Raw genomic sequence first — 24898 nt, forward strand, 5'->3', positions numbered from 1 at the left:
GCCTGCCTTTCCAACGTGCGGGAGTGTCACCGGGGCCTCAGTCGAGGTCCGGCTTCGTGCGGGCAGCCGGCGGCGGCCGGCACAACAATCAGGGGTGAACGGTACGGCTGACCTGTAGGTCAGACCCAGGACCGTTCGTGGTGGGCATCCACGGCCAGGTCGAGTGCCACGGCGCCGTCGCGCGCTGTGAACACCGATTCGGGCAGCAGGGCCACGCCGACGCCGCGCTCTTTGGCCTGGGCGCTGATGCGCTCGAAGCGGGGGGCGAGGTGGGGACCGACCAGGAGGACGTCGATGGTGTCGAGCGAGGACGGCAGTTCGGATTCACTGCCGGCGACGACCGCGAGGGTGAGCCCGCGTTCCTTGCCGGTGACCCGCAGCCTGTGCGCCACGAATGCGCTGGACGCTCCGGCACCACACACGATGAGAATCTTCATTGATTCTTTCCTTTCATCGATCTTTTGAATGCAACACTTACTGTCCTCTCTCCAGACTTCCGGCGCCACCAGACGTTTTTCCGCAGGGTGCGGAAACAAGCCGGAGCCCTACCGTGCCGGGCCCGTACTCTGCTTGACTACTCTTGAGACAATGGAGTTGCGCACGATGAGTGATAAGCAGACGCGGATGCTGGACTTCCTGTCCCAGACATCCAGCTGGATCACGGCAGGCGAACTTGCTGACCGCCTGGGGGTCACCCCGCGCAGCGTGCGCAGCTATGTCACCGCGGTGAAGGCGGCCGCGCATCCGCTCACCGTCATCGAATCCGGCACCGCCGGCTACCGGCTCAACCGCGACGAATTCGCCAGCTTCACCGCCCAGCACCGGAGCAAGGTGCGCGAGGCGGATGCGGACACCCCGCAGCAACGGCTCTCCAGCCTGGTGCGGCGGCTCACCGAATCGCCCGACGGTCTCGACGTCTACGAGCTGGCCGCCGAGAACTTCGTCAGCGACTCCACAGTGGAAGCCGACCTGGCCCGGGTGCGGCTGATGCTGCCCGACAGCGGCCTGGCCCTGGTGCGGCACGGCAGCGTCGTCACCCTCACCGGCTCCGAGACCGACCGGCGCCGGCTGCTCAGCCGAATGTTCCGCGAGGAGAGCGCCCGCGGCATGATCGACCTGGAGACGATCCAGCGCGAGTTCACCTCGGGGCAGGCCGGCGCCGACAGCCTGAGCGCGTTCAAGACCGACCTCATCGAGATGCTCGACGGCCAGGGCTACTTCGTCAACGAGTACGGCATCAACAACGTGCTGCTGCACGTGGCCATCGCGATCGACAGGGTCACCAAGCACCTCTCCCCCGCGCCGGCCGTCGCCGAGCCGCCGTCGGAGCTGGCCACCTCGTTGTCCGGCCTGATCACAAAGCACTTCGACGTAAGCCTGGGCAGCGGCGACCTCGCCTACCTGGCGTTCCTGCTCACCACCCGGGTGATCACCCCCGGCCACGACCAGCCCGCCGAGACCCTCATCGAGAGCTATGTGCGGCCGGAGGAGCTCGCGATGATGCGCGCCATCGTGGACCGGGCAAGCCAGGAGTACCTCGTCGACCTCGACGATGAGGACTTCATCGTGCGGCTGACCCTGCACGTGCGCAATCTGATCAACCGGGCGCACGACAAGTCGTACTCCCGCAATCCGCTCACCCGGTCGATCAAGACCTCGTATCCGCTGATCTACGAGCTGGCCGTGTACATCGCCAGCCAGTTGCAGCGCGCCGAGCAAATCCTGATCAACGACGACGAGATCGCCTACATCGCCATGCACGTGGGCGCGCACCTCGAGCAGCAGGTGCGCCGGGTGGAGCTGGTGACCTGCGCGATCGTGTGCCCCAACTACTACGACATGCACGTGCTGCTGCGCGAACGCATCGAGCGGGTCCTCGGCGACGACCTCGAGGTCGTCGCGGTGATCACCCGCTCCGATGTGGACTGGGACGCGCTCGACGCCGATCTGGTGCTCACCACCATCGACCCGCAGTTGCACGCCGACGGGGTCATCGTGATCCAGCCGTTCCTCACCCAGAACGACATCGAGCGCATCCGCCAGCACGCCAGCCGGGTGCGACGGATGCGCCGGCGCGCGCGCCTGAAGGACGACCTGCTGCAGTTCTTCGACGAGTCGTTGTTCTCCCGCAACTTCTACGCCCCGGACGAGACCGCGATGATCACCGCGCTGGGCGAGCGCATGATGGCGCGCGGCATCATCGACCAGAGCTACGTGGACGGCGCCATCGAGCGGGAGCTCATGTCCTCCACCGCGTTCACCGACAACCTCGCCGTGCCGCATGCCATGGCGATGAGCGCCAAGCAGACTTCCATCGCCATCGTGATCAACGACGCCCCGATGGACTGGGGTGACAACCGGGTCAACGTCGTCGCGCTGATCGCGTTCAGCGCCGCCGGCCGCAGCACCTTCCAGGCGGTGTTCGACCAGTTCGTGGAGGTCTTCTCCGACCGCCTCGAGGTGCAGCGCCTGATCAAGCGCTCCGTCGACTTCGCGTCCTTCATCGACGAGCTCGTCCACGTGATGGACGCCTAGCTCCGCGCTACCCCGCTGCTCGTCGTCGTCTGTGGCTAACTGTTCCCGCAACGGACAATTGGTCCCGGCACACCGGGTGCAAAAGTCCGCACGGGTAACAGTTACACGCGGATGCCGTCCGAACCTGTGGCCATCCGCTGATCGAGCCTGTCGAGATCCCGCGACACGGGCACGTTCGCGACCACAGGTCACCAGGTCTCGACACGCTCGACCAACAATCGGCGGACCTCCGAAGACGAGCGCAACGGGCGGCGGGGCCCCGCAGGCGCGGTAACCGGCTGGCGGGAGCCGGGACCGTTAGGCCAGCGGAACGGGGGTGATGCCGAACTGGGCCAGGCCCGCGGCGCCGCCGTCTTCGGCGGTGAGCACCCAGATGCCGTCCTTGTGCACGGCGACGCTGTGCTCCCAGTGCGCGGCGGCCTTGCCGTCGCTGGTGGCCACGGTCCAGTCGTCGTCACGGGTGTAGGTCTCGATGTCGCCGAGCACCACCATCGGTTCGATCGCCACGACCAGGCCGGGCTTCACGTCCGGGCCCTTCTGGCGCACCCGGTAGTTGAACACCGGCGGTGCCTCGTGCATCGACTTGCCGATGCCGTGGCCCACGTAGTCGGTGAGGATCCCGTAGGTGCCCTGCGACTCGATGTAGTCCTCGATGGCCTCGCCGACCTCGTTGAGGTGCCGGGCCTCGGCCAGGCGGGCGATGCCGTGCCAGAGCGATTGCTCGGTCACCCGTGAGAGCTCCTCGCGCTCCGCGACGACCTCGGGTCGCGAGGGGTCCGGAAGCACGAACGTGAACGCCGCGTCGCCGTTCCAGCCGTCGATGATCGCGCCGCTGTCGATCGACACGATGTCGCCGGCGCCGAGCTTGCGCCCGTTCGGGATGCCGTGCACCACGTCGTCGTTCACCGAGGCGCACACGGTGTGGAAGTAGCCCTGTTCGAGCTTGAAGTTGGGCTTGCCGCCCAGGGCCACAATGGCGGCCTCAGCGGCCGCATCCACGTCGAGGGTGGAGACACCCACCTGCATGGCTTCCCGGGCCGCCACGAGCGACGCAGCGGTCGCCAGGCCGGGGGCCAGCATCAGGCGCATCTGCGCCGGGGACTTGTAGATGGAGCGGCGAAGGGCCACGGTCATACCTGCAAACTAAGTCGTCGTGCGGAGCGGGCGCCGGAAAAGCGCCCGGGTGAAAAACGAAAGGGCGCCGACCGAAGCCGACGCCCCATCACAGCAAATTCAGACGGACGCGGCCACGGAGTCGGTGGGCCCGACGGCGTGCAGTCCACGTTCGGCCAGCGCCGCCACGATGCGGTCGGTGACCTGGTCGACGGCGCCGAGGCCGTCGATGGTGACCACGACGCCGCGCTTGTCGTACAGGTCGATCAGCGGTGCGGTCTGCTCTTCGTACACGTCGAGACGGTGCCGGATGACCTCGGCGGTGTCATCGGCGCGGCCCTGCTCGGCGGCCCGCTTGAGCAGCCGGGCGACGACCTCGTCGGTGTCGGCGACGAGCTGCACCACGGCGTCGAGCGACGTGCCGTCGGCCTCGAGCAGGCGGTCGAGCTCGAGTACCTGCTCGGTGGTGCGCGGGTAGCCGTCGAGCAGGAAGCCGCCACGGGCATCCGACTCTTTGAGTCGGTCGGCGACGATCTCGTTGGTCAGCGAGTCGGGCACGTACTTACCGGCCTCGATGAACGCCTTGACCTGCAGGCCCAGCTCGGTTTCGGTCTTCACGTTGTGCCGGAAGATGTCGCCGGTGGACACGGCGGGAATACCGAAGGCTTCGGCCAGGCGCACGGCCTGGGTGCCCTTGCCGGCCCCGGGGGGACCGATCACGAGAAGACGGGTCATCGCAGGAGCCCTTCGTAGTGACGCTGTTGCAGCTGGGAGTCGATCTGCTTGACCGTCTCCAGGCCGACGCCGACGATGATCAGGAGGCTGGCGCCACCGAACGGGAAGTTCTGGTCGGCACCGATCAGCGAGAACGCGAGAAGCGGGATCAGGGCGATGAGGCCGAGGTACAGCGCACCGGGCAGGGTCACCCGGGTGAGCACGTAGTCCAGGTACTCGGCGGTGGGCCGGCCGGCACGGATGCCGGGGATGAAGCCGCCGTACTTCTTCATGTTGTCGGCGACCTCTTCGGGGTTGAAGGTGATCGCAACGTAGAAGTAGGTGAAGCCCACGATGAGCAGGAAGTAGAACGCCATGTACAGCGGGTGGCTGCCCTGCGTGAGGTTGTTGGTCACCCAGGTGACCCAGGCCTGCGGCGTCTCGCCGGCGGCGGGCTGGTTGAACTGCGCGATCAGGGCCGGCAGGTACAGCAGCGACGACGCGAAGATGACGGGCACAACGCCGGCCATGTTCACCTTGATCGGGATGTACGTGTTGTTGCCGCCGTAGGTGCGGCGACCCACCATGCGCTTGGCGTACTGCACCGGGATGCGGCGCTGCGACTGTTCGACGAAGACCACACCGGCCACGACCACGAGGCCGATGGCGAGAACGACCAGGAAGACCTCGATGCCCTTCTGCTGGGCGATGGAGATCAGCGAGTTGGGGAACTGGGCGGCGATCGACGTGAAGATCAGCAGCGACATTCCGTTGCCGATGCCGCGCTCGGTGATCATTTCACCCATCCACATGATCACGCCGGTACCGGCGGTCATGGTGATGACCATCAGCATGATGGCGTACCAGGCGTCGTTGGTGAGCAGCTGCGAGCACTCGGAGGAGGCCGAGGTGCCGAACAGGGCGCCGCTGCGGGCCACGGTGATCAGCGTGGTCGACTGCAGGATGCCCAGGGCGATGGTGAGGTACCGGGTGTACTGCGTGAGCTTGGACTGGCCCGCCGCACCCTCCTTGTAGAGGGTCTCAAAGTGTGGGATTACAACGCGCAGAAGCTGCACGATGATGGAGGCCGTGATGTACGGCATGATCCCCAGCGCGAAGACTGACAGCTGCAGCAAGGCGCCACCGCTGAACAGGTTCACGAGCTCGTAGAGGCCGCTCGTTCCCTGGTTCGCTGCAAGACAGGCTTGCACGTTGCCGAAGTCCACGAACGGGGCGGGGATGAACGAGCCCAGACGGAACAGGGCGACGATGCCCAGGGTGAACCCGATCTTCTTACGAAGGTCCGGCGTGCGGAATATCCGCGCAATGGCGCTAAACAAAAAAGGCCTCCAGTTAGTAACAAAGAACGAGCTTGCCGAGTCAGCACCAGCGCTTTAATCGCTGAGCAGGCTCGACAAGCTCGATCTCGTCTACGGGTCTTACTACTTGATCGAGCCACCTGCTGCGACGATCTTCTGCTCTGCTGAGCGGGAGACCTTATCGACTGCAACAGTCAGCTTAACCGCAATGTCACCATTGCCGAGAACCTTGACCTTCTCGTTGTCGCGAACTGCACCCTTTGCGACCAGTGAAGCGATGGTTACATCGCCGCCGGTCGGGTACAGCTCGGCGAGGCGCTCCAGGTTTACAACCTGGTACTCGACGCGGAACGGGTTCTTGAACCCGCGCAGCTTCGGGGTGCGCATGTGCAGAGGCATCTGCCCACCCTCGAAGCCGATACGCACGGTGTAGCGCGCCTTGGTGCCCTTGGTTCCACGACCCGCGGTCTTACCCTTGGATCCTTCACCACGGCCAACGCGCTGCTTGTCCTTCTTCGATCCGGGCGCGGGACGAAGGTGGTGAACCTTCAGAACCTGCGGACGGGCCTCAGTGGGCTCAGTCGGCGCGGCGGCCTTCTTGGCGGCAGCAGTCTTGGCCGGAGCCTTGGCTGCAGCAGCCTTCGTGGTCGTCGCCTTGGGGGCGGCGGCCTTCTTAGCGGCGGGCTTGGTTGCTACCTTCTCGGTAGCTTCCTTCTCGTCAGCCATTAGTCAATCTCCTCGACCTTCACAAGGTGAGCAACGGTGTTGACGTAGCCACGGTTCTGCGAGTTGTCCTCGCGGATCGTGACGGCGCCAATGCGACGCAGGCCCAGGCTGCGAAGTGTGTCGCGCTGGTTCTGCTTCTCACTAATTTTGGACTTGATCTGCGTAATCTTCAGCTGAGCCATTAGGCACCTGCCTTCGCGCTTGCGGCGGCTGCTGCTGCAGCCGCGTCGGCACGCAGAAAACGGGCCGGAGCCACGTCTTCGTAGGGAAGGCCACGGCGAGCCGCGACTGCACGAGGCTCTTCGAGCTGGTGCAGGGCCTCCACCGTGGCGTGCACGATGTTGATGGTGTTCGACGAACCGAGCGACTTGCTCAGCACGTCGTGGATGCCGGCGCATTCGAGTACGGCGCGCACCGGGCCACCGGCGATAACGCCGGTACCTGCTGCGGCCGGACGGAGAAGAACGACTCCGGCAGCTGCTTCACCCTGAACGGGGTGCGGGATGGTCAGGCCGACGCGGGGAACGCGGAAGAAGTTCTTCTTCGCTTCCTCGACGCCCTTGCTGATTGCGGTCGGGACCTCGCGGGCCTTACCGTAACCAACGCCTACCAGGCCGTTACCGTCTCCGACGACGACCAGAGCGGTGAAGCTGAAGCGACGACCACCCTTGACGACCTTGGAAACACGGTTGATCGTGACGACGCGCTCGAGGAACTGGCTCTTCTCGGCGTCACGGCTTCCGCGCTCACGGTTCGGGCTGCGCTCACGGCCACCACGGCGAGCCTCACGAGGCTCGTTCTGGGGCGGAGTGGTCGAAGCTGCGGTTTCCACCGGAACTTCAGTGACGACGTCAGCCTCTTTCGCTGCTGCGGTGCTACTGGATTCAGTGCTCACAGGTCCAACCCTCCCTTTCGGGCTCCTTCGGCGATGGCTGCGACGCGTCCTGCGTACTTGCTGCCACCACGGTCAAATACGACGGCTTCGATGCCGGCGGCCTTCGCACGCTCAGCGACGAGTTCGCCGACCTTGTGGGCCTTGGCGGTCTTGTCACCATCGAAGGTGCGCAGACCGGTTTCGAGAGTCGACGCCGACGCGAGGGTGAAACCCTTGCTGTCGTCAACGACCTGCACGAATACGTGGCGAGCCGAGCGGGTGACGACGAGACGCGGACGAAGCGCGGTCCCCTCGATCTTCTTGCGAAGACGTGCGTGCCTGCGTCCGCGGGCAGCCGACTTGCTTTTTCCTCTAGTTCCGAGACCCATGGTTACTTACCACTCTTTCCGGCCTTGCGGCGAACAATCTCGCCGGCGTAACGCACACCCTTGCCCTTGTAGGGCTCTGGCTTGCGAATCTTACGGATGTTTGCGGCGACCTCGCCGACCGCCTGCTTGTCGATACCGCTGACCGTGAGCTTGTTAACGCCCTCGACGATCAGTGCGATACCAACCGGCGGTTCGATGATGACCGGGTGCGAGAAGCCAAGGGCGAACTCAACGGAGGTGCCCTTCTGCGCAACGCGGTAACCGGTACCGACGATCTCGAGTCCCTTGGTGTAACCCACGGTGACGCCGATGATCTGGTTGGCGATCAGGGTACGAGTCAGTCCGTGCAGCGAACGCGAGTTGCGCTCGTCGTCGGGACGGGTGACCAGAACCTGGCCATCGGTGACCTGAACCTCGATGGGGTTGGCGACGGTGAGCGCGAGCTCGCCCTTCGGACCCTTGACGCTAACGGCCTGGCCGTTAGCTTCGACCGTGACACCCGCGGGGATCTCGATCGGAAGTCTTCCAATACGTGACATTGTCGGCTACCACACGTAGGCGAGAACTTCTCCGCCTACGCCCTTCTTCTCAGCCTGGCGGTCGGTGAGCAGACCGCTGGAGGTGGACAGGATGGCAACGCCGAGGCCGCCGAGAACCGTGGGGATCTCAGTCGACTTTGCGTACACGCGCAGGCCGGGCTTGGAAACCCGCTTGATGCCGACGATGGAACGCTCGCGGTTGGGGCCGAACTTGAGGTTCAGCGTGAGGGTCTTTCCGACCTCTGCATCCTTGACATCCCAGGCAGAGATATAACCCTGTGCCTTGAGGATGTCTGCGATGTGCGCCTTGAGCTTGCTGTGCGGCATCGACACTGTGTCGTGGTACGCCGAGTTAGCGTTGCGCAGTCTGGTCAGCATATCTGCGACCGGATCTGTCATTGTCATTTTGTGGTGCCTTTCTCGCCTGGTTTCGTGCACCCGTTACACGGATGACGACCTGTGGTGGTGGAGGGGGCCGAACGGTTGTCCGGCCCCCGGGGTAAAGCTAGTTTAGGAGTTCTCGGCCGTCTTGAACGGGAAGCCGAGCGCCTTGAGCAGCGCGCGACCCTCGTCGTTGTTCTTGGCGGTCGTCACAACAGTGATGTCCATACCGCGAACACGGTCGATCCGGTCCTGGTCGATCTCGTGGAACATGACCTGCTCCGTGAGACCGAACGTGTAGTTGCCGGCGCCGTCGAACTGCTTGTCCGAGAGGCCGCGGAAGTCGCGGATACGGGGCAGGGCGAGGCTGAGCAGCCGGTCGAGGAACTCCCACATGCGGTCGCCACGAAGTGTGACGTGCGTGCCAATGGGCTGTCCTTCACGCAGTTTGAACTGCGCGATGGACTTGCGTGCCTTGGTGACCTGCGGCTTCTGGCCGGTGATCTTGGTGAGGTCGGCGACGGCGCCATCCATGATCTTGCCGTCGCGTGCTGCCTCGCCGACACCCATGTTGACGATGATCTTCGTCAGGTTGGGTACCTGGTGGACGTTGGTGAAACCCAGGTCCTTGGCGAGCTGCAGGGAGATCTCTTCGCGGTACTTCTGCTTGAGACGCGGCAGAACGACGGGCTTTGCGCCCTCGGTTGCGATGTCAGTCATTAGAGGTCCTTACCGCTCTTCTTGGCGTAACGAACGCGGACCGTCTTGGTGACGCCGTCCTTCGTTACCTCTTCGAGACGGAACCCGACCTTGGTCGGCTTCTTGGTCTCCGGGTCGACGAGCGCGACGTTGGAAGCGTGAATCGATGCTTCCACAGTCTCGATGCCGCCGGTCTTGGAACCGCGCTGGGTCTGGCCGACGCGAACGTGCTTCTTGACGAAGTTGATTCCTTCGATCAGGACGCGGTTCTTCTCGACCTGTACCTCGAGCACACGACCCTGCTTGCCACGGTCTCCGCCGCGAGCCTGGGTGCGGCCGGTGATGACCTCAACGAGGTCACCCTTCTTGATTCTGGCCATGATTTAGATAACCTCCGGTGCCAACGAAATGATCTTCATGAACTTCTTGTCGCGGAGTTCGCGACCGACCGGTCCGAAGATACGGGTACCACGAGGGTCTCCGTCAGCCTTCAAGATCACTGCGGCGTTCTCATCGAACTTGATGTACGAGCCGTCTGGACGACGGGTCTGCTTTTTGACGCGAACGATGACGGCTTTGACGACGTCACCCTTCTTGACGTTGCCGCCCGGGATGGCGTCCTTGACGGTGGCGACGATAACGTCACCCAGTCCGGCGTAACGACGGCCGGAGCCACCGAGAACACGGATCGTCAACAGGACCTTGGCACCGGTGTTGTCGGCAACTTTGAGTCGTGATTCTTGCTGAAGCACTTTCTAACTCCTTCTATCAAGTAAGCGCGAGGCTTACTTGGCCTTCTCGAGAATCTCGACCAGGCGGAAGCGCTTGGTAGCGCTCAGCGGGCGAGTTTCGCTGATCAGGACCAGGTCGCCGACTCCGGCAGCGTTCGCCTCGTCGTGAACCTTCAGCTTGGACGTACGGCGGATGACCTTGCCGTACAGGGGGTGCTTCACGCGGTCTTCGACCTCGACAACGATGGTCTTATCCATCTTGTCGCTGGTCACGTAACCACGCATCGTCTTGCGGTAGCCGCGCACGAGAGCCTCGGCGGGGACGACCGTTTCGTCAGTCTTCGCCATGATTAGGCCTCCTTCGTCTCGACGGCGTCAGCCTCGGGAGCATCCGTGGATGCGTCCTTGGCCTTGGCCTTCTTGGTCGTCTTCTTCTCAGCCTTGGCCGGAGCCTCGACTGCGACGGGAGTGGCACGAATGCCCAGCTCGCGCTCACGGAGAACCGTGTAGATGCGTGCAATGTCCCGCTTGACCGCGCGGAGGCGGCCGTGGCTTTCGAGCTGGCCGGTGGCCGACTGGAAGCGCAGGTTGAACAGCTCTTCCTTGGCCTTCTTCAGCTCGTCGAACAGTCGTTCGTTTTCAAAGGTGTCGAGCTCGACTGAGGCGAGCTCCTTGGATCCGATCGCCATTATGCGTCGCCCTCCTCGCGCTTGATGATGCGTGCCTTGAGGGGCAGCTTGTGAATTGCACGGGTGAGCGCTTCGCGAGCAACGGTGTCAGAGACACCGGAAAGCTCGAAGAGCACGCGGCCCGGCTTGACGTTCGCGACCCACCACTCGACCGAACCCTTACCGGAACCCATGCGGGTTTCGGCAGGCTTCTTGGTGAGCGGGCGGTCCGGGTAGATGTTGATCCAGACCTTGCCGCCACGCTTGATGTGACGCGTCATGGCGATACGAGCGGACTCGATCTGACGGTTGGTCACGTACGCGGGGGTGAGGGCCTGAATGCCATACTCGCCGAACGAAACAGTGGTACCACCGGTTGCGTGGCCGGTACGGCCGGGGTGGTGCTGCTTGCGGTGCTTAACTCTGCGGGGAATCAACATTATTTAGCCTCAACTCCTGCTGCAACCGGAGCCGCGCCCTCTGCGCGAGGCGCACGGCGGGGACGGTCGTCACGACGCTCGGGGCGGGACGACTTAGCGTTGGCCTGCTCGCGAGCGAGTTCCTTGTTGGTGATGTCGCCCTTGTAGATCCAGACCTTCACGCCGATGCGGCCGAAGGTGGTCTTGGCTTCGTAGAAGCCGTAGTCGATGTTCGCGCGCAGGGTGTGCAGCGGCACACGGCCTTCGCGGTAGAACTCCGAACGGCTCATCTCAGCGCCACCGAGACGACCGGACACCTGGATGCGAACACCCTTGGCGCCGGCGCGCTGGGCGCCCTGCAGGCCCTTACGCATCGCGCGGCGGAAAGCCACACGAGCGGAGAGCTGCTCTGCGATGCCCTGCGCGACGAGCTGTGCATCCTGCTCGGGGTTCTTGACCTCGAGGATGTTCAGCTGGATCTGCTTGGCGGTGAGCTTTTCAAGGTCGGACCGGATGCGCTCTGCTTCCGCGCCGCGACGACCGATCACGATGCCCGGACGGGCGGTGTGAATGTCGACACGGACACGATCGCGGGTGCGCTCGATCTCGATGCGGGAAACGCCGGCGCGGTCGAGGCTGGTGCTCAACAGGCGGCGGATCTTGACGTCTTCAGCGACGAAGTCGCTGTAACGCTGGCCCGGCTTCGTGCTGTCAGAGAACCAACGCGACACGTGGTCGGTCGTGATTCCCAGACGGAAGCCATACGGGTTTACTTTCTGACCCATTACTTCGTACCCTCCTCAGGAGTGGCGAGCACAACAGTGATGTGGCTCGTACGCTTCTTGATCTGGAATGCGCGACCCTGTGCGCGGGCCTGGAAACGCTTGAGCGTCGTGCCCTCGTCGACGAATGCCTGGGAGATGAACAGATCCTGTTCGTCCAGGAACTCGTTCGCAGCATCGGCCTTGACCCGTGCGTTCGCGATGGCCGATTCGACCAGCTTGTACACGGGGTCGGACGCGCCCTGCGGCGCGAACTTGAGAATTCCCAGCGCTTCGTGCGCCTGCTTGCCACGAATCAGGTTGACAACGCGACGGGCCTTCTGGGCGGTAACGCGGATGTGACGCACGCGTGCGATCGACTCCACCATTTCTCCTCCTTCACGTCACCGCGTTAGCGGCGACGACCCTTCTTGTCATCCTTCACGTGACCACGGAAGGTGCGGGTGGGAGCAAACTCACCGAGTTTGTGCCCAACCATGCTCTCGGTGACGAACACCGGGATGTGCTTGCGACCGTCGTGAACCGCGATGGTGTGCCCGAGCATGTCGGGGATGATCATCGAACGGCGCGACCAGGTCTTGATTACGTTCTTGCTTGAGGCTTCATTCGCCTTGACAACCTTGCGAAGCAGGTGGTCGTCAACGAAGGGGCCCTTCTTAAGACTTCTTGGCATCGTCTACTCCTACTTACGCTTCTTGCCGACGGTACGGCGACGAACAATGAGCTTGTCGCTTTCCTTGTTCGGGTGGCGGGTGCGCCCTTCCTTCTGGCCCCAGGGGCTGACGGGGTGACGTCCACCGGACGTCTTACCCTCACCACCACCGTGCGGGTGGTCGACCGGGTTCATGGCAACACCACGAACAGTCGGGCGAACGCCTTTCCAGCGCATACGGCCGGCCTTGCCCCAGTTGATGTTCGACTGCTCGGCGTTGCCGACCTCGCCGATCGTGGCACGGCAGCGGGCGTCGACGTTACGGATTTCTCCGGACGGCAGGCGCAGCTGGGCGTAGATGCCATCCTTCGCGACCAGGCGAACCGACACTCCGGCGGAGCGGGCCAGCTTGGCGCCACCACCCGGACGGATCTCGATGGCGTGAATGATGGTACCGGTGGGGATGTTCTTCAGCGGCAGGTTGTTGCCGGGCTTGATGTCAGCACCGGCACCCGACTCGACGATGTCGCCCTGGTTCAGCTTGTTCGGCGCAATGATGTAGCGCTTGGAGCCGTCCAGGAAGTGCAGCAGCGCGATGCGCGCCGTGCGGTTGGGGTCGTACTCGATGTGAGCGACCTTGGCGTTGACGCCGTCTTTGTCGTTGCGCTTGAAGTCGATCACGCGGTACTGGCGCTTGTGGCCACCACCGATGTGACGCGTCGTGATGCGACCCTGGTTGTTACGACCACCGGTCTTGGACAGCGGACGAAGCAGCGACTTCTCGGGCGTCGAACGGGTGATCTCTGCGAAGTCCGCAACAGATGAACCGCGACGACCGGGGGTCGTGGGCTTGTACTTACGAATAGCCATTTCTTATTCCTCTAGTCCTGGCCGCTTAGCCGACGGCCGTGAAGATGTCGATGGAACCGGACTTGAGCGTGACGATGGCACGCTTGGTGTCCTTGCGCTTACCCATGCCGAACTTGGTACGGCGAGTCTTGCCGATGCGGTTCATGGTGTTGATCGACGCAACCTCAACCTTGAAGATCTTCTCGATCGCCAGCTTGATTTCGGTCTTGTTCGAACGCGGGTCCACGATGAAGGTGTACTTGCCCTCGTCGATCAGGCCGTAGCTCTTTTCAGAGACGACCGGAGCGATGATGACGTCGCGGGGGTCCTTTTGAATCGGGGTAGCCATTATGCGGACACCTCTTCCTTCTTGGTCTTGTGCGCCACGAACGCGTCAAACGCGCCCTTGGTGAAGACGATGTCGTCAGAGACGAGAACGTCATAGGCATTCAGCTGGTCCCACGACAGCACGTGCACCGTCGGGAGGTTGCGGATGCTGCGGAGAGTCATCTCGTCGGTGCGCTCGAGAACGACCAGCACGTGCTTGCTGCTGGCGATCTGGGTGAGCAGCGTGATGGCGCCCTTGGTGCTGGGCGTCTCGGCCGAGAACAGCGCGGTCACCACGTGCAGACGGTCGCCACGGGCGCGGTCAGAGAGTGAACCCTTGAGCGCGGCGGCAATCATCTTCTTCGGGGTGCGCTGGTCGTAGCTGCGCGGGGTCGGTCCGTGGACGATGCCACCACCGGTCATCTGAGGGGCACGGATCGAGCCCTGACGAGCGCGACCGGTTCCCTTCTGCTTGAACGGCTTGCGACCGGCACCGGAAACTTCTCCGCGGCTCTTTACCTTGTGCGTTCCCTGGCGTGCGGCAGCGAGCTGCGCGACAACGACCTGGTGAATCAGCGGGATGTTGGTCTGGACGTCGAAGATTTCGGCGGGCAGCTCAACGGAGCCGGCCTTCTTGCCGTTGGCATCGATGAGGTCGAGTGCGGTAGCCATAGGACTACGCTCCCTTCACTGCGGTGCGGACGAATACGAGGCGGCCCTTGGCGCCGGGAACGGCACCCTTGACCAGGATGAGGCCCTTGTCGGCGTCGATCGCGTGAACCTTGAGGTTAAGCACGGTCACGCGCTCGCCACCCATACGACCGGCCATGCGCATGCCCTTGAAGACACGGCTGGGGGTCGAGGAGGCACCGATGGAACCGGGCTTGCGGTGGTTGCGGTGCGAACCGTGCGAAGCGGAAACACCCTTGAAGTTGTGACGCTTCATAACACCGGCGAAGCCCTTGCCCTTGGAAGTGCCCATGACGTCAACCTTGGTGCCGGCAACGAACACACCGTCAACGGTGAGCTCCTGGCCCAGGGTGTAGTCAGCGGCATCCGCGGTGCGGAGCTCGGTAACGTGACGGCGCGGCGTGACGCCGGCCTTCTCGAAGTGTCCTGCGGACGGCTTGTTCACCTTGCGGGGGTCGATGGCGCCAGAGGCAATCTGGACGCCGGCGTAGCCGTCGATGTCCTTCGTGCGGATCTGGGTGACGACGTTCGGCGAGATCTCGATGACGGTAACGGGAACAAGCTTGTTGTTCTCGTCCCACACCTGAGTCATGCCGAGCTTCTTGCCGAGGAGGCCCTTGGTGGTCTTGGTATCTGCGTACGACATCGCGGGCCCTAGAGCTTGATCTCGATGTTGACGTCTGCCGGGAGGTCGAGACGCATAAGCGAGTCGACGGCCTTCGGCGTCGGGTCAATGATGTCGATCAGACGCTTGTGGGTGCGCATTTCAAAGTGCTCCCGGCTGTCCTTGTACTTGTGAGGGGAACGGATGACACACACCACGTTCTTCTCGGTCGGAAGCGGCACGGGGCCGACAACGGTTGCACCCGCACGGGTGACGGTGTCGACGATCTTGCGCGCCGAGATGTCGATGACCTCGTGGTCATACGACTTAAGTCGAATGCGGATTTTCTGTCCCGCCATGTCGAACTCTCTTTCTTGTCAAGGCTTCTTACATCCCGAGGGCTGCATTGGACGCCGTAGTAGCACTGCTGCTATCGCACCACTGTTCATCTGTCAATTTCGATCCGGCCGGGGATCCGACCTTCTCGAGCCAACTCCCCCAGGCCGAAACCTGGCGGATGACATGGTTTTACCCAGGCATCCAAGAAGTTGATTTAAGCTTCGTTCTGCTACCCGCGGCCTAACTCCGACCCTCAAGGGGCGAGCTATGCACTGCCTGGTAGTGATTCCGGTCTCGCGTGCAGCGCGATCCGAAAGTGTTGAACTAGAAGAGTCTGCCACAGGAATAGGTCATTGTGCAACCCGGGCGTGTCGCGTTGGGCGTGTCGCGCGATCCGCGTCGTTCCGCGGAAGTTCAGCTACGTCGATTCGCTGGTCGAGCTTGTGGAGACCCCCGAATTTATCCCCTGCTCGAGCCTGTCCAAACCCCTCCGATGGGCGAGCTCCCCAACCGTTGGTCGAGCCTGTCGAGACCCCACCGCCAGCCGTTGGTCGAGCCTGTCGAGACCCCGCAACCCACCCGTTGGTCGAGCCTGTCGAGACCCCTCAACCCACCGATGGTCGAGCCTGTCGAGACCCGCAACCCAACCGTTGGTCGAGCCTGTCGAGACCCCCAACCCAACCGTTGGCCGAGCCTGTCGAGACCCCGCAACCCCACCGTTCGTCGAGCCTGTCGAGACCCCGCAACCCAACCGTTGGTCGAGCCTGTCGAGACCCCTCCACCATCCGCCTAAACGGCGCCCTCGGGAGTAACCACAGCACGCACCGTGCGCCACAGAATCAGGATGTCGGCCGTGAGCGACCAGTTCTCCACGTAGTACAGGTCCAGGCGGATGCTGTCTTCCCAGCTCAGGTTCGACCGGCCGCTGACCTGCCAGAGCCCGCTCATGCCCGGCTTCATGATCAGCCGGCGGTGCGCGGCATCGTCGTAGAGGGCCACCTCGGCGGCGCGCTGGGGGCGCGGGCCCACCAGGCTCATCTCACCGAACAACACGTTGAACAGCTGCGGCAGCTCGTCGATGGAGTACTTGCGCAGGATCTTGCCAACCGGGGTGATGCGCGGGTCGTTGGTGACCTTGAACAACGGGGTGTCCGAGGTGCCCTGAGCGTCGAGCAGGCTCTCCAGCTGGTCGTCGGCATCCTGCACCATCGAGCGGAACTTGTACATGCCGAACGTGGCGCCGTGCCGGCCGATGCGTTCCTGCCGGTAGACGATGTTGCCGGGGCTGGAGCGCTTCACCGCGACGGCCACCCCGATGAGCCCGGGCGAGCTGAGCAGAATGAGCAACGCCGACCCGACGATGTCGAAGGTGCGCTTGGTCACCCGCTTCGCGCCCTCGAACTGCGGGTAGCTCACATGGATGAGCGGCATGCCGGCCACGGGCCGTGAATGGATGCGGGGCCCGGCGATGTCGGTGAGTGCCGGCGCCACGATCAGCTCCACGTCGCGGGCCTCAAGCTCCCAGCCCACGCGTCGCATGTCCTCGGGGTCGATGTCATCGGCGCCGGTGAGGATCACGGTGTCGGCGTTGGTCTCGTCGACGGCGGTAAGCAGATCGGCGTAATCTCCGGCGATCGGAACCCCGTTGATCGGCCCTTTGCTGAAACTGCCTTCGCGCGTGAGAGCACCCACGAGAAGAAGCCCGGAGCCCGGCGTGCGGGCGATGGTGGTCGCCACATGGGCGGACTTGCGCCGCTCGCCCATAAGCAGGGCGCGGGAGAGATAGAAGCCTCTTACCTGGCGCCTGCGCAGCCACTTGCGCCAGCGCCAGCGGGAACCAAGCAGCAGCGCCATGCCGAGAGGCAGGGCCAAGAGGAAGTAACCCCGTGCTACTTCGATCTTAAAGAGGAAGGCGACAATGGCGAAGAGGCCGAAGAGTCGAATGGTTGCATCGGCAACCCGCTTGTATTCGAGAGTGCCACTGCCGATCACCTTGTGGTCCCGGGTAGCGAACACATCGAGCATGACCATCCAGGCAACGACAAGAACAAGTGAGACGGCCGTGTAGCTGGCGCCGAGACTGAACGGCTGCGGAGCCGCCACCTCCACAGTTTCGAGTCCAAACCAGATGAACTGAGATCCGAACACCGCAGCCAGAATCACCGCTACGTCGGTGCTGAATAGCCGCACTGCGTAAGCGCGCTGCCACGAGCGACGCCGCAACACCCCCGCGGTACGTGTATCGCCGATTGCCATTCATTTCCCCCATCAGAATGCACGCCTGACCCCAGAAACGGTGATTTCGGACGTGCCTGTTTTCATCGTTCCACAGTTTTTGGCCTCCCAGCCCTTTCTCAGCCCTCTTGTGCGTACCCCGTTGTGGGGCCATCGATGCCCCAGCGACCGCGGCTCCCGACTGTCACATCTCCCCTCCCCTAAGGTGAGACCTGTGAATCCTCGAGCCTCCCGTCGCGCTCCTGCGCGCTCCCACCGCGCAGACGCACGGCACCAACGTCGGCAGTCCAGTGCGAAACGACGGCTCAGAATTGGCTTGGTCGTTACCGGAATTCTCCTTCTTGGTTCGGTCACCTGGCTCGCAACGAGAGTCCTTGTCGTCAAGAACGACCTTGAGGCAGCCCAATCACTTGTCGCGAAGGTCCAGACGGACGCCGGCTCCTTCGACGCAGCTTCGCTAACGCAGACGGGCTCAGAGCTGGGAATGCACTCGACCAACGCGGTCGCCGGCACCAAGGATCTGACATGGCGCCTTGCTGAATTCGTGCCCGTGATTGGCGAGAACCTCAAGGGAGTGAGGGCAGCCGCAGAGAGCATCGACGAGATTATTCAGGAAGTTGCGCTTCCGTCCATTGAGCTGGTGAACATGATGACTGCTGTTTCCAGTACAGACGACGGGATTGACCTTCTCACACCACTCGCAAGCGCGGAATCCATCCTCAATTCAGCTGACGGTGCACTCAAACATTCAAAAACCCGACTCGCATCTATCAATACCGCTATGACTGTCGGGCCCGTCTCAGAGGCCGTCGTCAAGCTCACAGGATTGGTGTCAACGGCCAGCGATACCGTGTCAGAAATCGCACCGATGGTCTCCTCCTCCAGTGCTGTGCTGGGGCAGGATGCGCCTCGTAACTATCTCCTGGCGTTCCAGAACAACGCTGAATCGACTGCTCTGGGCGGCAGCGCCGCGTCGTACACCTTGATCAACGTCGATAAGGGGAAGATATCGATATCCGCACAGGCCGGCGGTAGCAACGACCTCAAGGATGGAACCCCTGTGGACGTCGAAGTGGATCAGAGCGCGCTGGATCTCTACTCCGACTACTTGATCAGGTTCCCCAACACTTCAACCAGCCGACCGGACTTCCCAACGGCGGCAAGCATCATGCAGTCATTCTGGGCACGGGACAAAGGCACCGTCGTCGATGGAGTCATTTCAATCGATCCGTTGGCTCTGGCACAGATCCTTAAGGCCACCGGTCCGATCCCTCTCAACTCGGGTGACCTACTGTCCTCCGACAACGCCGTATCACTCCTCGTGAACGAGATCTATTTCCGCTACGGCAGCTATGACGACTACCCCATTGTGGATGCGTTCTTCCAGAACGCAGCTTCAAGCATCTTGACTCGTATTACCGGCGGCGACTTCGACATAAAAACGATGCTCACCTCGATCACGGATGGGATCAACCAGGGCAGCATTATGGTTTGGAGCGCAAATCCCGCAGAGCAGAGTCTGCTCGACGGCACGCGAATCCAGGGAGTCCTTCCTAAAACAAACGATGACGCAACCGTCATCGGCACCTTTTTTCGGGACGTTTCGGCCTCGAAGATCGACTTCTACCTACAGACCTCGGCAGAGACCACCACAAACGTCTGCGAGGCACCGGAGAACCCGACCTTCACAACCTCAGTCACCCTGCACTCAAATCTCACGCAGGACCAGGCGGACGATCTGCCGGACTACATCAGCCCCCAAAACTTCGGATCCGACTACTTCGCCACTGAGGTATTCGTATACGGCCCGGTCGGCGCAACACTCGCGTCCAGCGAGATACCAATGCAGGGTGAACGAACATCGATTGACCCGGGGGCAAATGATCTCGGTCGGCCGGTCGCAAAATTCACCGCCTACCTGAAACCGGGCGAGACCAGCGTTGTAACCGCTACGTTCACTGGCGCGCCAGGCGCCTACGGACAGCTCGAGGCACGTGGTACCCCGATGGTCAACATGACGTCACACACACTGGTGCCCGGCAGTTGCGGGTAATGCCTGAATACCAGCAACACAGTGGTGTTCGGCGACAGGTTGCTGCGAATCGCGGCCATCGCCAAGCCGACGCGGTAAACATGCCGGATCCTGGCGTGTAACGAACAGGACCCGCAGGCGAGTTAGGGCAAACGGACGTGAGGAAGACTCTCCCGTATTTCCGGCTGCGCGGTCGGCGCGGCGTCCAACGAGAAAGACCTTGGCCCACAACGCACTAGAACGCCTGCCGGGCCGGTCGCGCACACACGGCGTTACCTACCAATTCCTGATGCAACCAAGGCAGCGCAACGCACCTGCCAAGTGGCTTGCCTAATTCGCTGAAGGCACCCACGCCAGCAAGGGAGCAAGACCCTCTTGACTAAGTCTGATTAGCGGATGTATTGCGCGCGCCAAGCAGCGAGGGCAATGACTTTCTGATCACGCTCGTAGACGATCGCCCGCAACATGACTGCAATCATGATGCCGATTACAGCGCCCAGCGAGTTGGAGATCACATCAGTCACTGTGGCAAATCGGGCGCTCAGCGCAAATGCCTGCGTCAGCTCGATCGCGATTGACATGGCCGGGCACAAGATCAGCGCCAGCCACCAGATCCGGCCAGGCAGCAGTAGTGCTACGAGAAATCCGAGGGGGATGAACATTAGAACGTTTGCGGAGAACTCGAGCTTGTTGTAACCGAACCACAGGGGTACCCCGTTGCGATAAAGCACGGCTAAGAGCTTGTCAATTGACGCTTGATAACCCTGGTCAAGCGGCGTGGGCCAAAGGGTCGCCACCAAGATAATGGCCGCATAGCCTGACAGGGTCAGGGCTCCGAGCCACTCTCGCGCTCGGCTCTTGGGCGGTGCGTTGGAATTCACGAACGTACTCCTTTATCAGGAACAATCGTGGACCGGGTCGCCCTTGCCCCGGCCACAATCTCCTCACTTGCGATGACGCCCAGGTACAGGTGTCGGCTGAATTCTTCTAAGCGGTTTCCGCGCCTATGCGTGCCCACTCGAGTAACCCGACAACACCGTCACGGAAGGACACCTCCGGCTCGTAACCGAGGAGCGCCTGAGCCGGTGCGATGTCAGCGTAGGCGGCCCTGACGTCACCCAGGCGGAACCGTTCGCTTATCTCTGGCGCGGGGCTGCCGGCCACCTGGGCCAATTCTTTGGCGTAGTCCAACAGCGTTCCCGCGGATCCCGACCCGATGTCGACGAGGCAGAATCCGACCGCAGCGGGAAGCGCGAGCGCGGCCGAAAGTGCGCTCACTACGTCATCAACGTGCACGAAGTCACGAACGATTCCGCCGCCTTCGTATACGTTGATCGGCTCGCCGGCAATCGCCTGGCGCGCGAAGTAGGTGAGCACACCTGTATAGCTGTTCTCGAGTGCTTGGCCCGCACCGTACACGTTTTGCAAACGCAGAATACGCAGCGGGACGTTCATCGATCCGCACCACGAGGACAGAATGTGCTCCTGAGCCAATTTCGTGGCTGCGTAAACGTTTGTGGGTCGAGGCTCAACAGACGTAGCGTTGTGCGCCACGGATCGACCTTCCTCACCGTCCGGCCCGACGGGCTCCCACTCGCCACTCACAAGCTGCTTCTCACCCCGAGGTGCCGCGTAATAGAGCTCGCCGCTGGCAGTTGCCCACTGCCCTTCGCCATAGACGGCGCGAGACGAGGCAAGCACGATTGCCTGCGGACGATGGCCGCTGGCAGAGAGTGCATCGAGCATACGAGCGGTCCCTGTAACGTTCACGGATGCGTGGCGGTAGGACTCGGTCAGCGACTGTCCGGTCCCAGTTTCCGCGGCCAGGTGCACGATGACGTCCGGACGGTGCTCAGAGATGGCCGCGTTCCACACAGCCGCCTCAGTGACGTCTCCGAAAAGCTGCACCGCCTCAGCGGGGCTGTCGATTGGCCATGCATTATTTGCGTGAACCTGCGGGTGGAGATTGTCGAGCAGCACCACCTTGTAGTCACCGACAATTCGCTTTGCAAGCCTGGTGCCGATGAATCCCGCCCCACCCGAAATCAGAACCGTCTTAGTGCGTGTCATCTGCAATGTCTTCCCCGTGAGTTATCTGAGCCGACGTTCGCATCCAGCTGTTAATGGTGCGAAGTCCATAGCCTCCGGATTCTTGATCCGTCGCCGTCAACAAGACACTATCGACAATCTGGGTGAGTCACTGGCATCACGCGGAGTTGCGTCCGTCCGACGCTGGCGCGCATGAATCCCGCCACAAAGGCGCGGCGGATGAATCTGTCGCAAACTAGCGCTGGAATCCATGCCCGTCGCTCAGCTCCCCCTGTGAGAAGCTTGAGTGGCCTCGGGCTCCCTCTGCCAAAGCGCGATGCCTAGAGCGGTCGAGACCCGGACATATCGAATGCGAGTTTCGTTCGGTCGAATGTCAGCCGGCACACATAGGAGACGGATCTCACGAATATGAAATTCCTCATTGATACCCTCGGCGCCCCCTCTCTATCTGGCGGCATGCGTCTGTACGCTGAGGAGCTCATCAATTCCTGGTCTGAAGCCTTTCCGCACGACGAGCTTGTCGTAGTTGGTGGCGCTTGGACTCGCGGGGCCCTTCAGGATCTACCTAACGTGCGCGTGGTCGTCTGGGCGAACGATTCAGCCCCTCTGCGGATGGTCGGCCAGCTCGTGGTTTCAGGGGTCCTTTTCTGGGCATTCCGAGCGAACGTTCTCGTGTCCGTGAGCTCGATCGCGAGCCCCTTGGCACCAAGAGCTCGGCGCGTGTGCGTTGTTCACGACTGGCGACACATGCGTAATGAGAGAGAGTTTGGGGCTCTTCAGCGGGCCTATCGACGCCTTTGGACGATGTCGCTGAATCGTGCCGGCGCTACCGTCTCGATTTCCGCGAAGACCGACGCCGAAACCGCCGAGTACGCACCTCGCGCCCACAGGTTTATCGTGGAAAACGGTCGCGATCATGCTCGACGCTGGGTTCCGGCCCTTGCTGGCCGCGGGAAGGCAGAATTCAAGCGTATTGTGACGTTCGGGCACCACCTCAACAAGCGTCCCGATCTGGTGATTCAGGCTCTGGCCGAGATGCCACCTCTAGCGCGTCCTCAGTTAACAGTGCTCGGAGCACGCGGTGCTACGAAAGAGACTCTGGAGAAGTTGTCCCGAGAGCTTGGCGTTGCAACGAGCTGCAACTTTCCTGGATTTGTAGAGTCGGACGAATACAACTCACTCATTCAGACCGCCGACGCTGTTGTTCTTGCTTCAAGCGATGAGGGATTTGGGCTGCCGGTGGCTGAAGCCCAGTATTTTGGCATTCCGGTGGTGTCCACTTCTGACAGCGGACTGGACGAAATCCACGCTGGTCTGTTCGTTTCCGAGCCAGACCCTGCAAATCTTGCCGTGGCGATTCAGCTGGCAGTTCAGTCGCGCGGAGCAACGCCCGCGGCCGTTGTAGGTGGCACCTGGGCTGAGACCGCGTCAGGCATACGCCGCATTGCAGTAAGGGCTTAGCCCACTCGGCTGGCACTCCCCGGTGCCGTCCAATGAGCATTGAGTCTTTGGGCACAACCAATCGCGCAGGTCAGCACCACCAATCGCGCGCGAGAGCACCACCAATTGCGCGGTTTGGTACCACCAGCACAGTCTGTGTCGGTGGCTAGCTCGCTAATCAGCGCCGTCACACCCGCTGGCACCCGCTGGCGGTCACTAGGTTGCCCGGATGCGGGACGGGAGCGACCCAACCACTACCCACCTGCTCCGCTGCTTGTTCTGTGCCGCTGCGTGCCATTTGGCGGCGCATATCGAAGCTGCCGGCCCGATTCAAGTCTTGCCTGGGCGAATCGCGCTTACGGCATATGGTGCACCCGCACCCGCAGGTGGAGCCCTTGCAATCCAATACTCAGTCCGACGCACCCGTTCTATGAGCGTGCCCTTCATCGCTGACGCTACTCGCGGCTCATTGAAAGCGTCTTTGGATGAGTGCACCAACGGCGGTCTGCGACAGGCCAAAGCACCCAGTCGCGCCAGAGTGTCCGCAGATCAGTGGCTACCCGGCTCAGGCGTCGGTAACCGCCAACCCGGACGCTTGGTTGCCTGTCCGCGCGAGGGACATTTGCCGGGCAGGCCTCTCGGATTGAATCTCAAGTGGTCGTTCCCAGAACACAAGCCCTAACAGCAGCCAGAAGAGCGGCATGGAAAGTTCAGGCGCGGAGATGAACTGAGCCAGCACGCAAGCCAACAGCGCAGAAGCTGCAGGCAGCGCGGAAGGGACCTTTAGCGCACCGAGAGCGACAAGGACGACGACGCCGACGAAACAGACCAACCCGACGATACCGACGCAACTCAGGAGTAGGAAGAAGAGGCTCGACGGGCGGTTGCTTCCTAGACCGACCCCGACTCCCCAAGTATCCAGGAAGAGCGACCAGGCGGCGTCGTTTGAGGCCGTGCGATTTGCGAACGAAAGGCTCGACAGCTTCTCGTCCAGAAGCCCGAGCACCAGACCGACAAGAAACTGGACGTTGATTGCGGCTACAAGTGCTACGACTCCGATGGCCGATACCGTTACCCACCGCACACGCGTACGGTCCCTTGTGAGAACCCAGAAGCCGACGACCATGGCCACGACAAGAACGACCGGCACCACGACCAATGCAGTCCACGCCAGGTTCAGGAGCAGCTCACCGACGATGAGGACAAGTGCCGCGATCATCAGCAATCGCCTCCGCCCGTGAGAGACGACCACATTTGCCAGCGCGTACGCCATACACACAGAAAGAAACAGGCCGAATAGCGATGGCTCACCGAAGGTTCCGCGGAGACCGTCTTGCGTGACGGAATAGGAAACGTTCGGATCGTTCTCGAACAACGCCGTCGGCCACAATGACGGTGCCACAGTGCGAGCCAGCGCCAATCCAAGTCCCACCCACATAGTGACGTCAAAAATACGTGGCGAGACTTCGCGTTCCATCCCCAAGTACAGAACGACGACGCACCCAAGCAGGACGTAAACCGGCTGCGCGAAGTTAGACACTGAGAACGAAAGCTCACTCAGGTTATTCACTTGCTGATCTAGGCCATCTCGAGGCGAGAAGACTTCAATCCCTTCAAACAGGAAGGGGCCAAGAACGCTGATCGCCGTTCCGTACGCGAGGAATACTCCGAGGAAACCCAGGGCAAGACGGCTGACTGGCCGCCCAAATACGCTGAGCAGCTTCCCGCCGCGTATGACGAGGAATACGAGACGACCGAAAGCGAGGATCGCCAACATATAAAAGATGCTGAC

General features: G+C 62.3%; 31 protein-coding genes. 3 read left to right on the forward strand and 28 right to left on the reverse strand.

The genetic code is table 11. The features are described from left to right. Nucleotides 1–119: 119 nt before the first annotated feature. A complete protein-coding gene (locus CXY76_RS14380; RefSeq protein WP_104165725.1) occupies nucleotides 120–437 on the reverse strand; it encodes a PTS sugar transporter subunit IIB in 318 nt (105 codons plus the stop codon). Nucleotides 438–603: 166 nt separating this feature from the next. Between CXY76_RS14380 and CXY76_RS14385 the strand changes: the two genes are divergently transcribed. Further along, nucleotides 604–2535 (forward strand): BglG family transcription antiterminator, encoded by a 1932-nt coding sequence (locus tag CXY76_RS14385; RefSeq protein ID WP_104165727.1) that lies wholly within the window; start codon nucleotides 604–606, stop codon nucleotides 2533–2535. Nucleotides 2536–2832: 297 nt separating this feature from the next. Here CXY76_RS14385 and map read toward each other — a convergent pair whose 3' ends face one another. The 24 genes from map to CXY76_RS14505 form a co-directional block, all read right to left on the reverse strand. Next, nucleotides 2833–3669 carry a type I methionyl aminopeptidase gene (gene map, locus CXY76_RS14390; protein ID WP_233199866.1) on the reverse strand — a complete coding sequence of 279 codons (837 nt, stop codon included), beginning with the start codon at nucleotides 3667–3669 and terminating at the stop codon, nucleotides 2833–2835. A gap of 99 nt (nucleotides 3670–3768) precedes the next feature. Beyond that, nucleotides 3769–4383, reverse strand: a complete 615-nt coding sequence (locus CXY76_RS14395; protein ID WP_104165730.1) for an adenylate kinase — start codon at nucleotides 4381–4383, stop codon at nucleotides 3769–3771. Then, complete coding sequence (gene secY, locus CXY76_RS14400) at nucleotides 4380–5702, reverse strand: preprotein translocase subunit SecY (RefSeq protein ID WP_104165732.1); 1323 nt, start codon at nucleotides 5700–5702, stop codon at nucleotides 4380–4382. The genes CXY76_RS14395 and secY overlap by 4 nt, the downstream gene beginning before the upstream one ends. 102 nt (nucleotides 5703–5804) lie before the next feature. Then, nucleotides 5805–6407, reverse strand: coding sequence for a 50S ribosomal protein L15 (gene rplO / locus CXY76_RS14405; RefSeq protein ID WP_104165734.1), 603 nt, complete (start codon nucleotides 6405–6407; stop codon nucleotides 5805–5807). After that, a complete protein-coding gene (rpmD, locus tag CXY76_RS14410) occupies nucleotides 6407–6589 on the reverse strand; it encodes a 50S ribosomal protein L30 (protein WP_066597599.1) in 183 nt (60 codons plus the stop codon). The genes rplO and rpmD overlap by 1 nt, the downstream gene beginning before the upstream one ends. Further along, nucleotides 6589–7302: a 30S ribosomal protein S5 gene (gene rpsE, locus CXY76_RS14415; protein ID WP_088457170.1), complete on the reverse strand. Its 714-nt coding sequence runs from the start codon at nucleotides 7300–7302 to the stop codon at nucleotides 6589–6591. The genes rpmD and rpsE overlap by 1 nt, the downstream gene beginning before the upstream one ends. Next, nucleotides 7299–7670 (reverse strand): 50S ribosomal protein L18, encoded by a 372-nt coding sequence (rplR, locus tag CXY76_RS14420; RefSeq protein ID WP_088457171.1) that lies wholly within the window; start codon nucleotides 7668–7670, stop codon nucleotides 7299–7301. The genes rpsE and rplR overlap by 4 nt, the downstream gene beginning before the upstream one ends. A 2-nt stretch (nucleotides 7671–7672) precedes the next feature. Next, complete coding sequence (gene rplF, locus CXY76_RS14425; protein ID WP_104165736.1) at nucleotides 7673–8209, reverse strand: 50S ribosomal protein L6; 537 nt, start codon at nucleotides 8207–8209, stop codon at nucleotides 7673–7675. Nucleotides 8210–8215: 6 nt separating this feature from the next. Further along, on the reverse strand, nucleotides 8216–8614 hold the full coding sequence (gene rpsH / locus CXY76_RS14430; RefSeq protein ID WP_066597609.1) for a 30S ribosomal protein S8: 399 nt from the start codon (nucleotides 8612–8614) through the stop codon (nucleotides 8216–8218). A 105-nt stretch (nucleotides 8615–8719) separates the two neighbouring features. Then, nucleotides 8720–9310 carry a 50S ribosomal protein L5 gene (gene rplE, locus CXY76_RS14435; RefSeq protein WP_088457173.1) on the reverse strand — a complete coding sequence of 197 codons (591 nt, stop codon included), beginning with the start codon at nucleotides 9308–9310 and terminating at the stop codon, nucleotides 8720–8722. Further along, nucleotides 9310–9669, reverse strand: coding sequence for a 50S ribosomal protein L24 (gene rplX / locus CXY76_RS14440; protein WP_088457174.1), 360 nt, complete (start codon nucleotides 9667–9669; stop codon nucleotides 9310–9312). The genes rplE and rplX overlap by 1 nt, the downstream gene beginning before the upstream one ends. A gap of 3 nt (nucleotides 9670–9672) precedes the next feature. Continuing rightward, complete coding sequence (rplN, locus tag CXY76_RS14445) at nucleotides 9673–10041, reverse strand: 50S ribosomal protein L14 (RefSeq protein ID WP_066597616.1); 369 nt, start codon at nucleotides 10039–10041, stop codon at nucleotides 9673–9675. A 33-nt stretch (nucleotides 10042–10074) separates the two neighbouring features. Then, entirely contained in the window at nucleotides 10075–10368 is a 294-nt protein-coding gene (gene rpsQ, locus CXY76_RS14450) for a 30S ribosomal protein S17 (protein ID WP_104165738.1), read from the reverse strand. Nucleotides 10369–10370: 2 nt separating this feature from the next. Continuing rightward, nucleotides 10371–10709, reverse strand: coding sequence for a 50S ribosomal protein L29 (rpmC, locus tag CXY76_RS19785; RefSeq protein ID WP_066597620.1), 339 nt, complete (start codon nucleotides 10707–10709; stop codon nucleotides 10371–10373). Next, entirely contained in the window at nucleotides 10709–11128 is a 420-nt protein-coding gene (gene rplP, locus CXY76_RS14460) for a 50S ribosomal protein L16 (RefSeq protein WP_066597622.1), read from the reverse strand. The genes rpmC and rplP overlap by 1 nt, the downstream gene beginning before the upstream one ends. Next, nucleotides 11128–11892, reverse strand: coding sequence for a 30S ribosomal protein S3 (gene rpsC / locus CXY76_RS14465; protein WP_066597624.1), 765 nt, complete (start codon nucleotides 11890–11892; stop codon nucleotides 11128–11130). Before rpsC ends, rplP begins: the two co-directional genes overlap by 1 nt. After that, nucleotides 11892–12257 (reverse strand): 50S ribosomal protein L22, encoded by a 366-nt coding sequence (gene rplV, locus CXY76_RS14470; RefSeq protein ID WP_066597626.1) that lies wholly within the window; start codon nucleotides 12255–12257, stop codon nucleotides 11892–11894. The genes rpsC and rplV overlap by 1 nt, the downstream gene beginning before the upstream one ends. A gap of 23 nt (nucleotides 12258–12280) precedes the next feature. Continuing rightward, nucleotides 12281–12562, reverse strand: a complete 282-nt coding sequence (rpsS, locus tag CXY76_RS14475; RefSeq protein WP_066597628.1) for a 30S ribosomal protein S19 — start codon at nucleotides 12560–12562, stop codon at nucleotides 12281–12283. Between the two features lie 9 nt (nucleotides 12563–12571). Beyond that, nucleotides 12572–13411: a 50S ribosomal protein L2 gene (gene rplB / locus CXY76_RS14480; protein ID WP_104165740.1), complete on the reverse strand. Its 840-nt coding sequence runs from the start codon at nucleotides 13409–13411 to the stop codon at nucleotides 12572–12574. Between the two features lie 25 nt (nucleotides 13412–13436). Beyond that, nucleotides 13437–13739 carry a 50S ribosomal protein L23 gene (gene rplW / locus CXY76_RS14485; RefSeq protein WP_088457176.1) on the reverse strand — a complete coding sequence of 101 codons (303 nt, stop codon included), beginning with the start codon at nucleotides 13737–13739 and terminating at the stop codon, nucleotides 13437–13439. Further along, nucleotides 13739–14389 (reverse strand): 50S ribosomal protein L4, encoded by a 651-nt coding sequence (gene rplD, locus CXY76_RS14490; RefSeq protein ID WP_104165742.1) that lies wholly within the window; start codon nucleotides 14387–14389, stop codon nucleotides 13739–13741. Before rplD ends, rplW begins: the two co-directional genes overlap by 1 nt. Before the next feature lie 4 nt (nucleotides 14390–14393). Then, a complete protein-coding gene (gene rplC, locus CXY76_RS14495) occupies nucleotides 14394–15053 on the reverse strand; it encodes a 50S ribosomal protein L3 (protein ID WP_088457178.1) in 660 nt (219 codons plus the stop codon). An 8-nt stretch (nucleotides 15054–15061) separates the two neighbouring features. Further along, nucleotides 15062–15370 carry a 30S ribosomal protein S10 gene (gene rpsJ, locus CXY76_RS14500; protein ID WP_035834607.1) on the reverse strand — a complete coding sequence of 103 codons (309 nt, stop codon included), beginning with the start codon at nucleotides 15368–15370 and terminating at the stop codon, nucleotides 15062–15064. Nucleotides 15371–16139: 769 nt separating this feature from the next. Further along, the gene (locus CXY76_RS14505) at nucleotides 16140–17606 is read right to left on the reverse strand and encodes a sugar transferase (protein WP_104165744.1); all 1467 of its coding nucleotides are present in this window, start codon (nucleotides 17604–17606) and stop codon (nucleotides 16140–16142) included. A gap of 295 nt (nucleotides 17607–17901) precedes the next feature. Between CXY76_RS14505 and CXY76_RS14510 the strand changes: the two genes are divergently transcribed. After that, nucleotides 17902–19638, forward strand: a complete 1737-nt coding sequence (locus CXY76_RS14510; protein ID WP_104165746.1) for a DUF4012 domain-containing protein — start codon at nucleotides 17902–17904, stop codon at nucleotides 19636–19638. 368 nt (nucleotides 19639–20006) lie between these two features. Here CXY76_RS14510 and CXY76_RS14515 read toward each other — a convergent pair whose 3' ends face one another. Together CXY76_RS14515 and CXY76_RS14520 are read right to left on the reverse strand one after the other, a co-directional pair. Beyond that, nucleotides 20007–20498 (reverse strand): VanZ family protein, encoded by a 492-nt coding sequence (locus tag CXY76_RS14515; protein WP_104165749.1) that lies wholly within the window; start codon nucleotides 20496–20498, stop codon nucleotides 20007–20009. Between the two features lie 106 nt (nucleotides 20499–20604). Continuing rightward, the gene (locus CXY76_RS14520; protein WP_104165751.1) at nucleotides 20605–21687 is read right to left on the reverse strand and encodes an NAD(P)-dependent oxidoreductase; all 1083 of its coding nucleotides are present in this window, start codon (nucleotides 21685–21687) and stop codon (nucleotides 20605–20607) included. Between the two features lie 387 nt (nucleotides 21688–22074). Between CXY76_RS14520 and CXY76_RS14525 the strand changes: the two genes are divergently transcribed. Next, nucleotides 22075–23127, forward strand: a complete 1053-nt coding sequence (locus CXY76_RS14525) for a glycosyltransferase (RefSeq protein ID WP_104165753.1) — start codon at nucleotides 22075–22077, stop codon at nucleotides 23125–23127. Between the two features lie 544 nt (nucleotides 23128–23671). Here CXY76_RS14525 and CXY76_RS14530 read toward each other — a convergent pair. Next, entirely contained in the window at nucleotides 23672–24883 is a 1212-nt protein-coding gene (locus tag CXY76_RS14530; protein ID WP_146073465.1) for a hypothetical protein, read from the reverse strand. Nucleotides 24884–24898: the final 15 nt, after the last annotated feature.

The organism is Cryobacterium sp. N22 (assembly GCF_002929555.1).
Classification (GTDB): Bacteria; Actinomycetota; Actinomycetes; order Actinomycetales; family Microbacteriaceae; genus Cryobacterium.

What these genes read in the sequence shown, in the direction of transcription:
- CXY76_RS14520 (WP_104165751.1), bottom strand. Translation starts at nt 21,687, where the DNA reads ATGACACGCACTAAGACGGTTCTGATTTCGGGTGGGGCGGGATTCATC.
- rpmC (WP_066597620.1), bottom strand. Translation starts at nt 10,709, where the DNA reads ATGGCGATCGGATCCAAGGAGCTCGCCTCAGTCGAGCTCGACACCTTT.
- rplF (WP_104165736.1), bottom strand. Translation starts at nt 8,209, where the DNA reads ATGTCACGTATTGGAAGACTTCCGATCGAGATCCCCGCGGGTGTCACG.
- CXY76_RS14395 (WP_104165730.1), bottom strand. Translation starts at nt 4,383, where the DNA reads ATGACCCGTCTTCTCGTGATCGGTCCCCCCGGGGCCGGCAAGGGCACC.
- CXY76_RS14380 (WP_104165725.1), bottom strand. Translation starts at nt 437, where the DNA reads ATGAAGATTCTCATCGTGTGTGGTGCCGGAGCGTCCAGCGCATTCGTG.
- rpsC (WP_066597624.1), bottom strand. Translation starts at nt 11,892, where the DNA reads ATGGGTCAGAAAGTAAACCCGTATGGCTTCCGTCTGGGAATCACGACC.
- rplO (WP_104165734.1), bottom strand. Translation starts at nt 6,407, where the DNA reads ATGGCTGACGAGAAGGAAGCTACCGAGAAGGTAGCAACCAAGCCCGCC.
- rpsQ (WP_104165738.1), bottom strand. Translation starts at nt 10,368, where the DNA reads ATGGCGAAGACTGACGAAACGGTCGTCCCCGCCGAGGCTCTCGTGCGC.
- rplB (WP_104165740.1), bottom strand. Translation starts at nt 13,411, where the DNA reads ATGGCTATTCGTAAGTACAAGCCCACGACCCCCGGTCGTCGCGGTTCA.
- CXY76_RS14385 (WP_104165727.1), top strand. Translation starts at nt 604, where the DNA reads ATGAGTGATAAGCAGACGCGGATGCTGGACTTCCTGTCCCAGACATCC.
- rplE (WP_088457173.1), bottom strand. Translation starts at nt 9,310, where the DNA reads ATGACTGACATCGCAACCGAGGGCGCAAAGCCCGTCGTTCTGCCGCGT.
- rpsJ (WP_035834607.1), bottom strand. Translation starts at nt 15,370, where the DNA reads ATGGCGGGACAGAAAATCCGCATTCGACTTAAGTCGTATGACCACGAG.
- rpsH (WP_066597609.1), bottom strand. Translation starts at nt 8,614, where the DNA reads ATGACAATGACAGATCCGGTCGCAGATATGCTGACCAGACTGCGCAAC.
- rplD (WP_104165742.1), bottom strand. Translation starts at nt 14,389, where the DNA reads ATGGCTACCGCACTCGACCTCATCGATGCCAACGGCAAGAAGGCCGGC.
- map (WP_233199866.1), bottom strand. Translation starts at nt 3,669, where the DNA reads ATGACCGTGGCCCTTCGCCGCTCCATCTACAAGTCCCCGGCGCAGATG.
- rplV (WP_066597626.1), bottom strand. Translation starts at nt 12,257, where the DNA reads ATGGTGGAGTCGATCGCACGCGTGCGTCACATCCGCGTTACCGCCCAG.
- rpsS (WP_066597628.1), bottom strand. Translation starts at nt 12,562, where the DNA reads ATGCCAAGAAGTCTTAAGAAGGGCCCCTTCGTTGACGACCACCTGCTT.
- rplP (WP_066597622.1), bottom strand. Translation starts at nt 11,128, where the DNA reads ATGTTGATTCCCCGCAGAGTTAAGCACCGCAAGCAGCACCACCCCGGC.
- rplR (WP_088457171.1), bottom strand. Translation starts at nt 7,670, where the DNA reads ATGGGTCTCGGAACTAGAGGAAAAAGCAAGTCGGCTGCCCGCGGACGC.
- CXY76_RS14525 (WP_104165753.1), top strand. Translation starts at nt 22,075, where the DNA reads ATGAAATTCCTCATTGATACCCTCGGCGCCCCCTCTCTATCTGGCGGC.
- rplX (WP_088457174.1), bottom strand. Translation starts at nt 9,669, where the DNA reads ATGGCCAGAATCAAGAAGGGTGACCTCGTTGAGGTCATCACCGGCCGC.
- rplC (WP_088457178.1), bottom strand. Translation starts at nt 15,053, where the DNA reads ATGTCGTACGCAGATACCAAGACCACCAAGGGCCTCCTCGGCAAGAAG.
- rpmD (WP_066597599.1), bottom strand. Translation starts at nt 6,589, where the DNA reads ATGGCTCAGCTGAAGATTACGCAGATCAAGTCCAAAATTAGTGAGAAG.
- rplW (WP_088457176.1), bottom strand. Translation starts at nt 13,739, where the DNA reads ATGGCTACCCCGATTCAAAAGGACCCCCGCGACGTCATCATCGCTCCG.
- CXY76_RS14530 (WP_146073465.1), bottom strand. Translation starts at nt 24,883, where the DNA reads ATGTTGGCGATCCTCGCTTTCGGTCGTCTCGTATTCCTCGTCATACGC.
- CXY76_RS14505 (WP_104165744.1), bottom strand. Translation starts at nt 17,606, where the DNA reads ATGGCAATCGGCGATACACGTACCGCGGGGGTGTTGCGGCGTCGCTCG.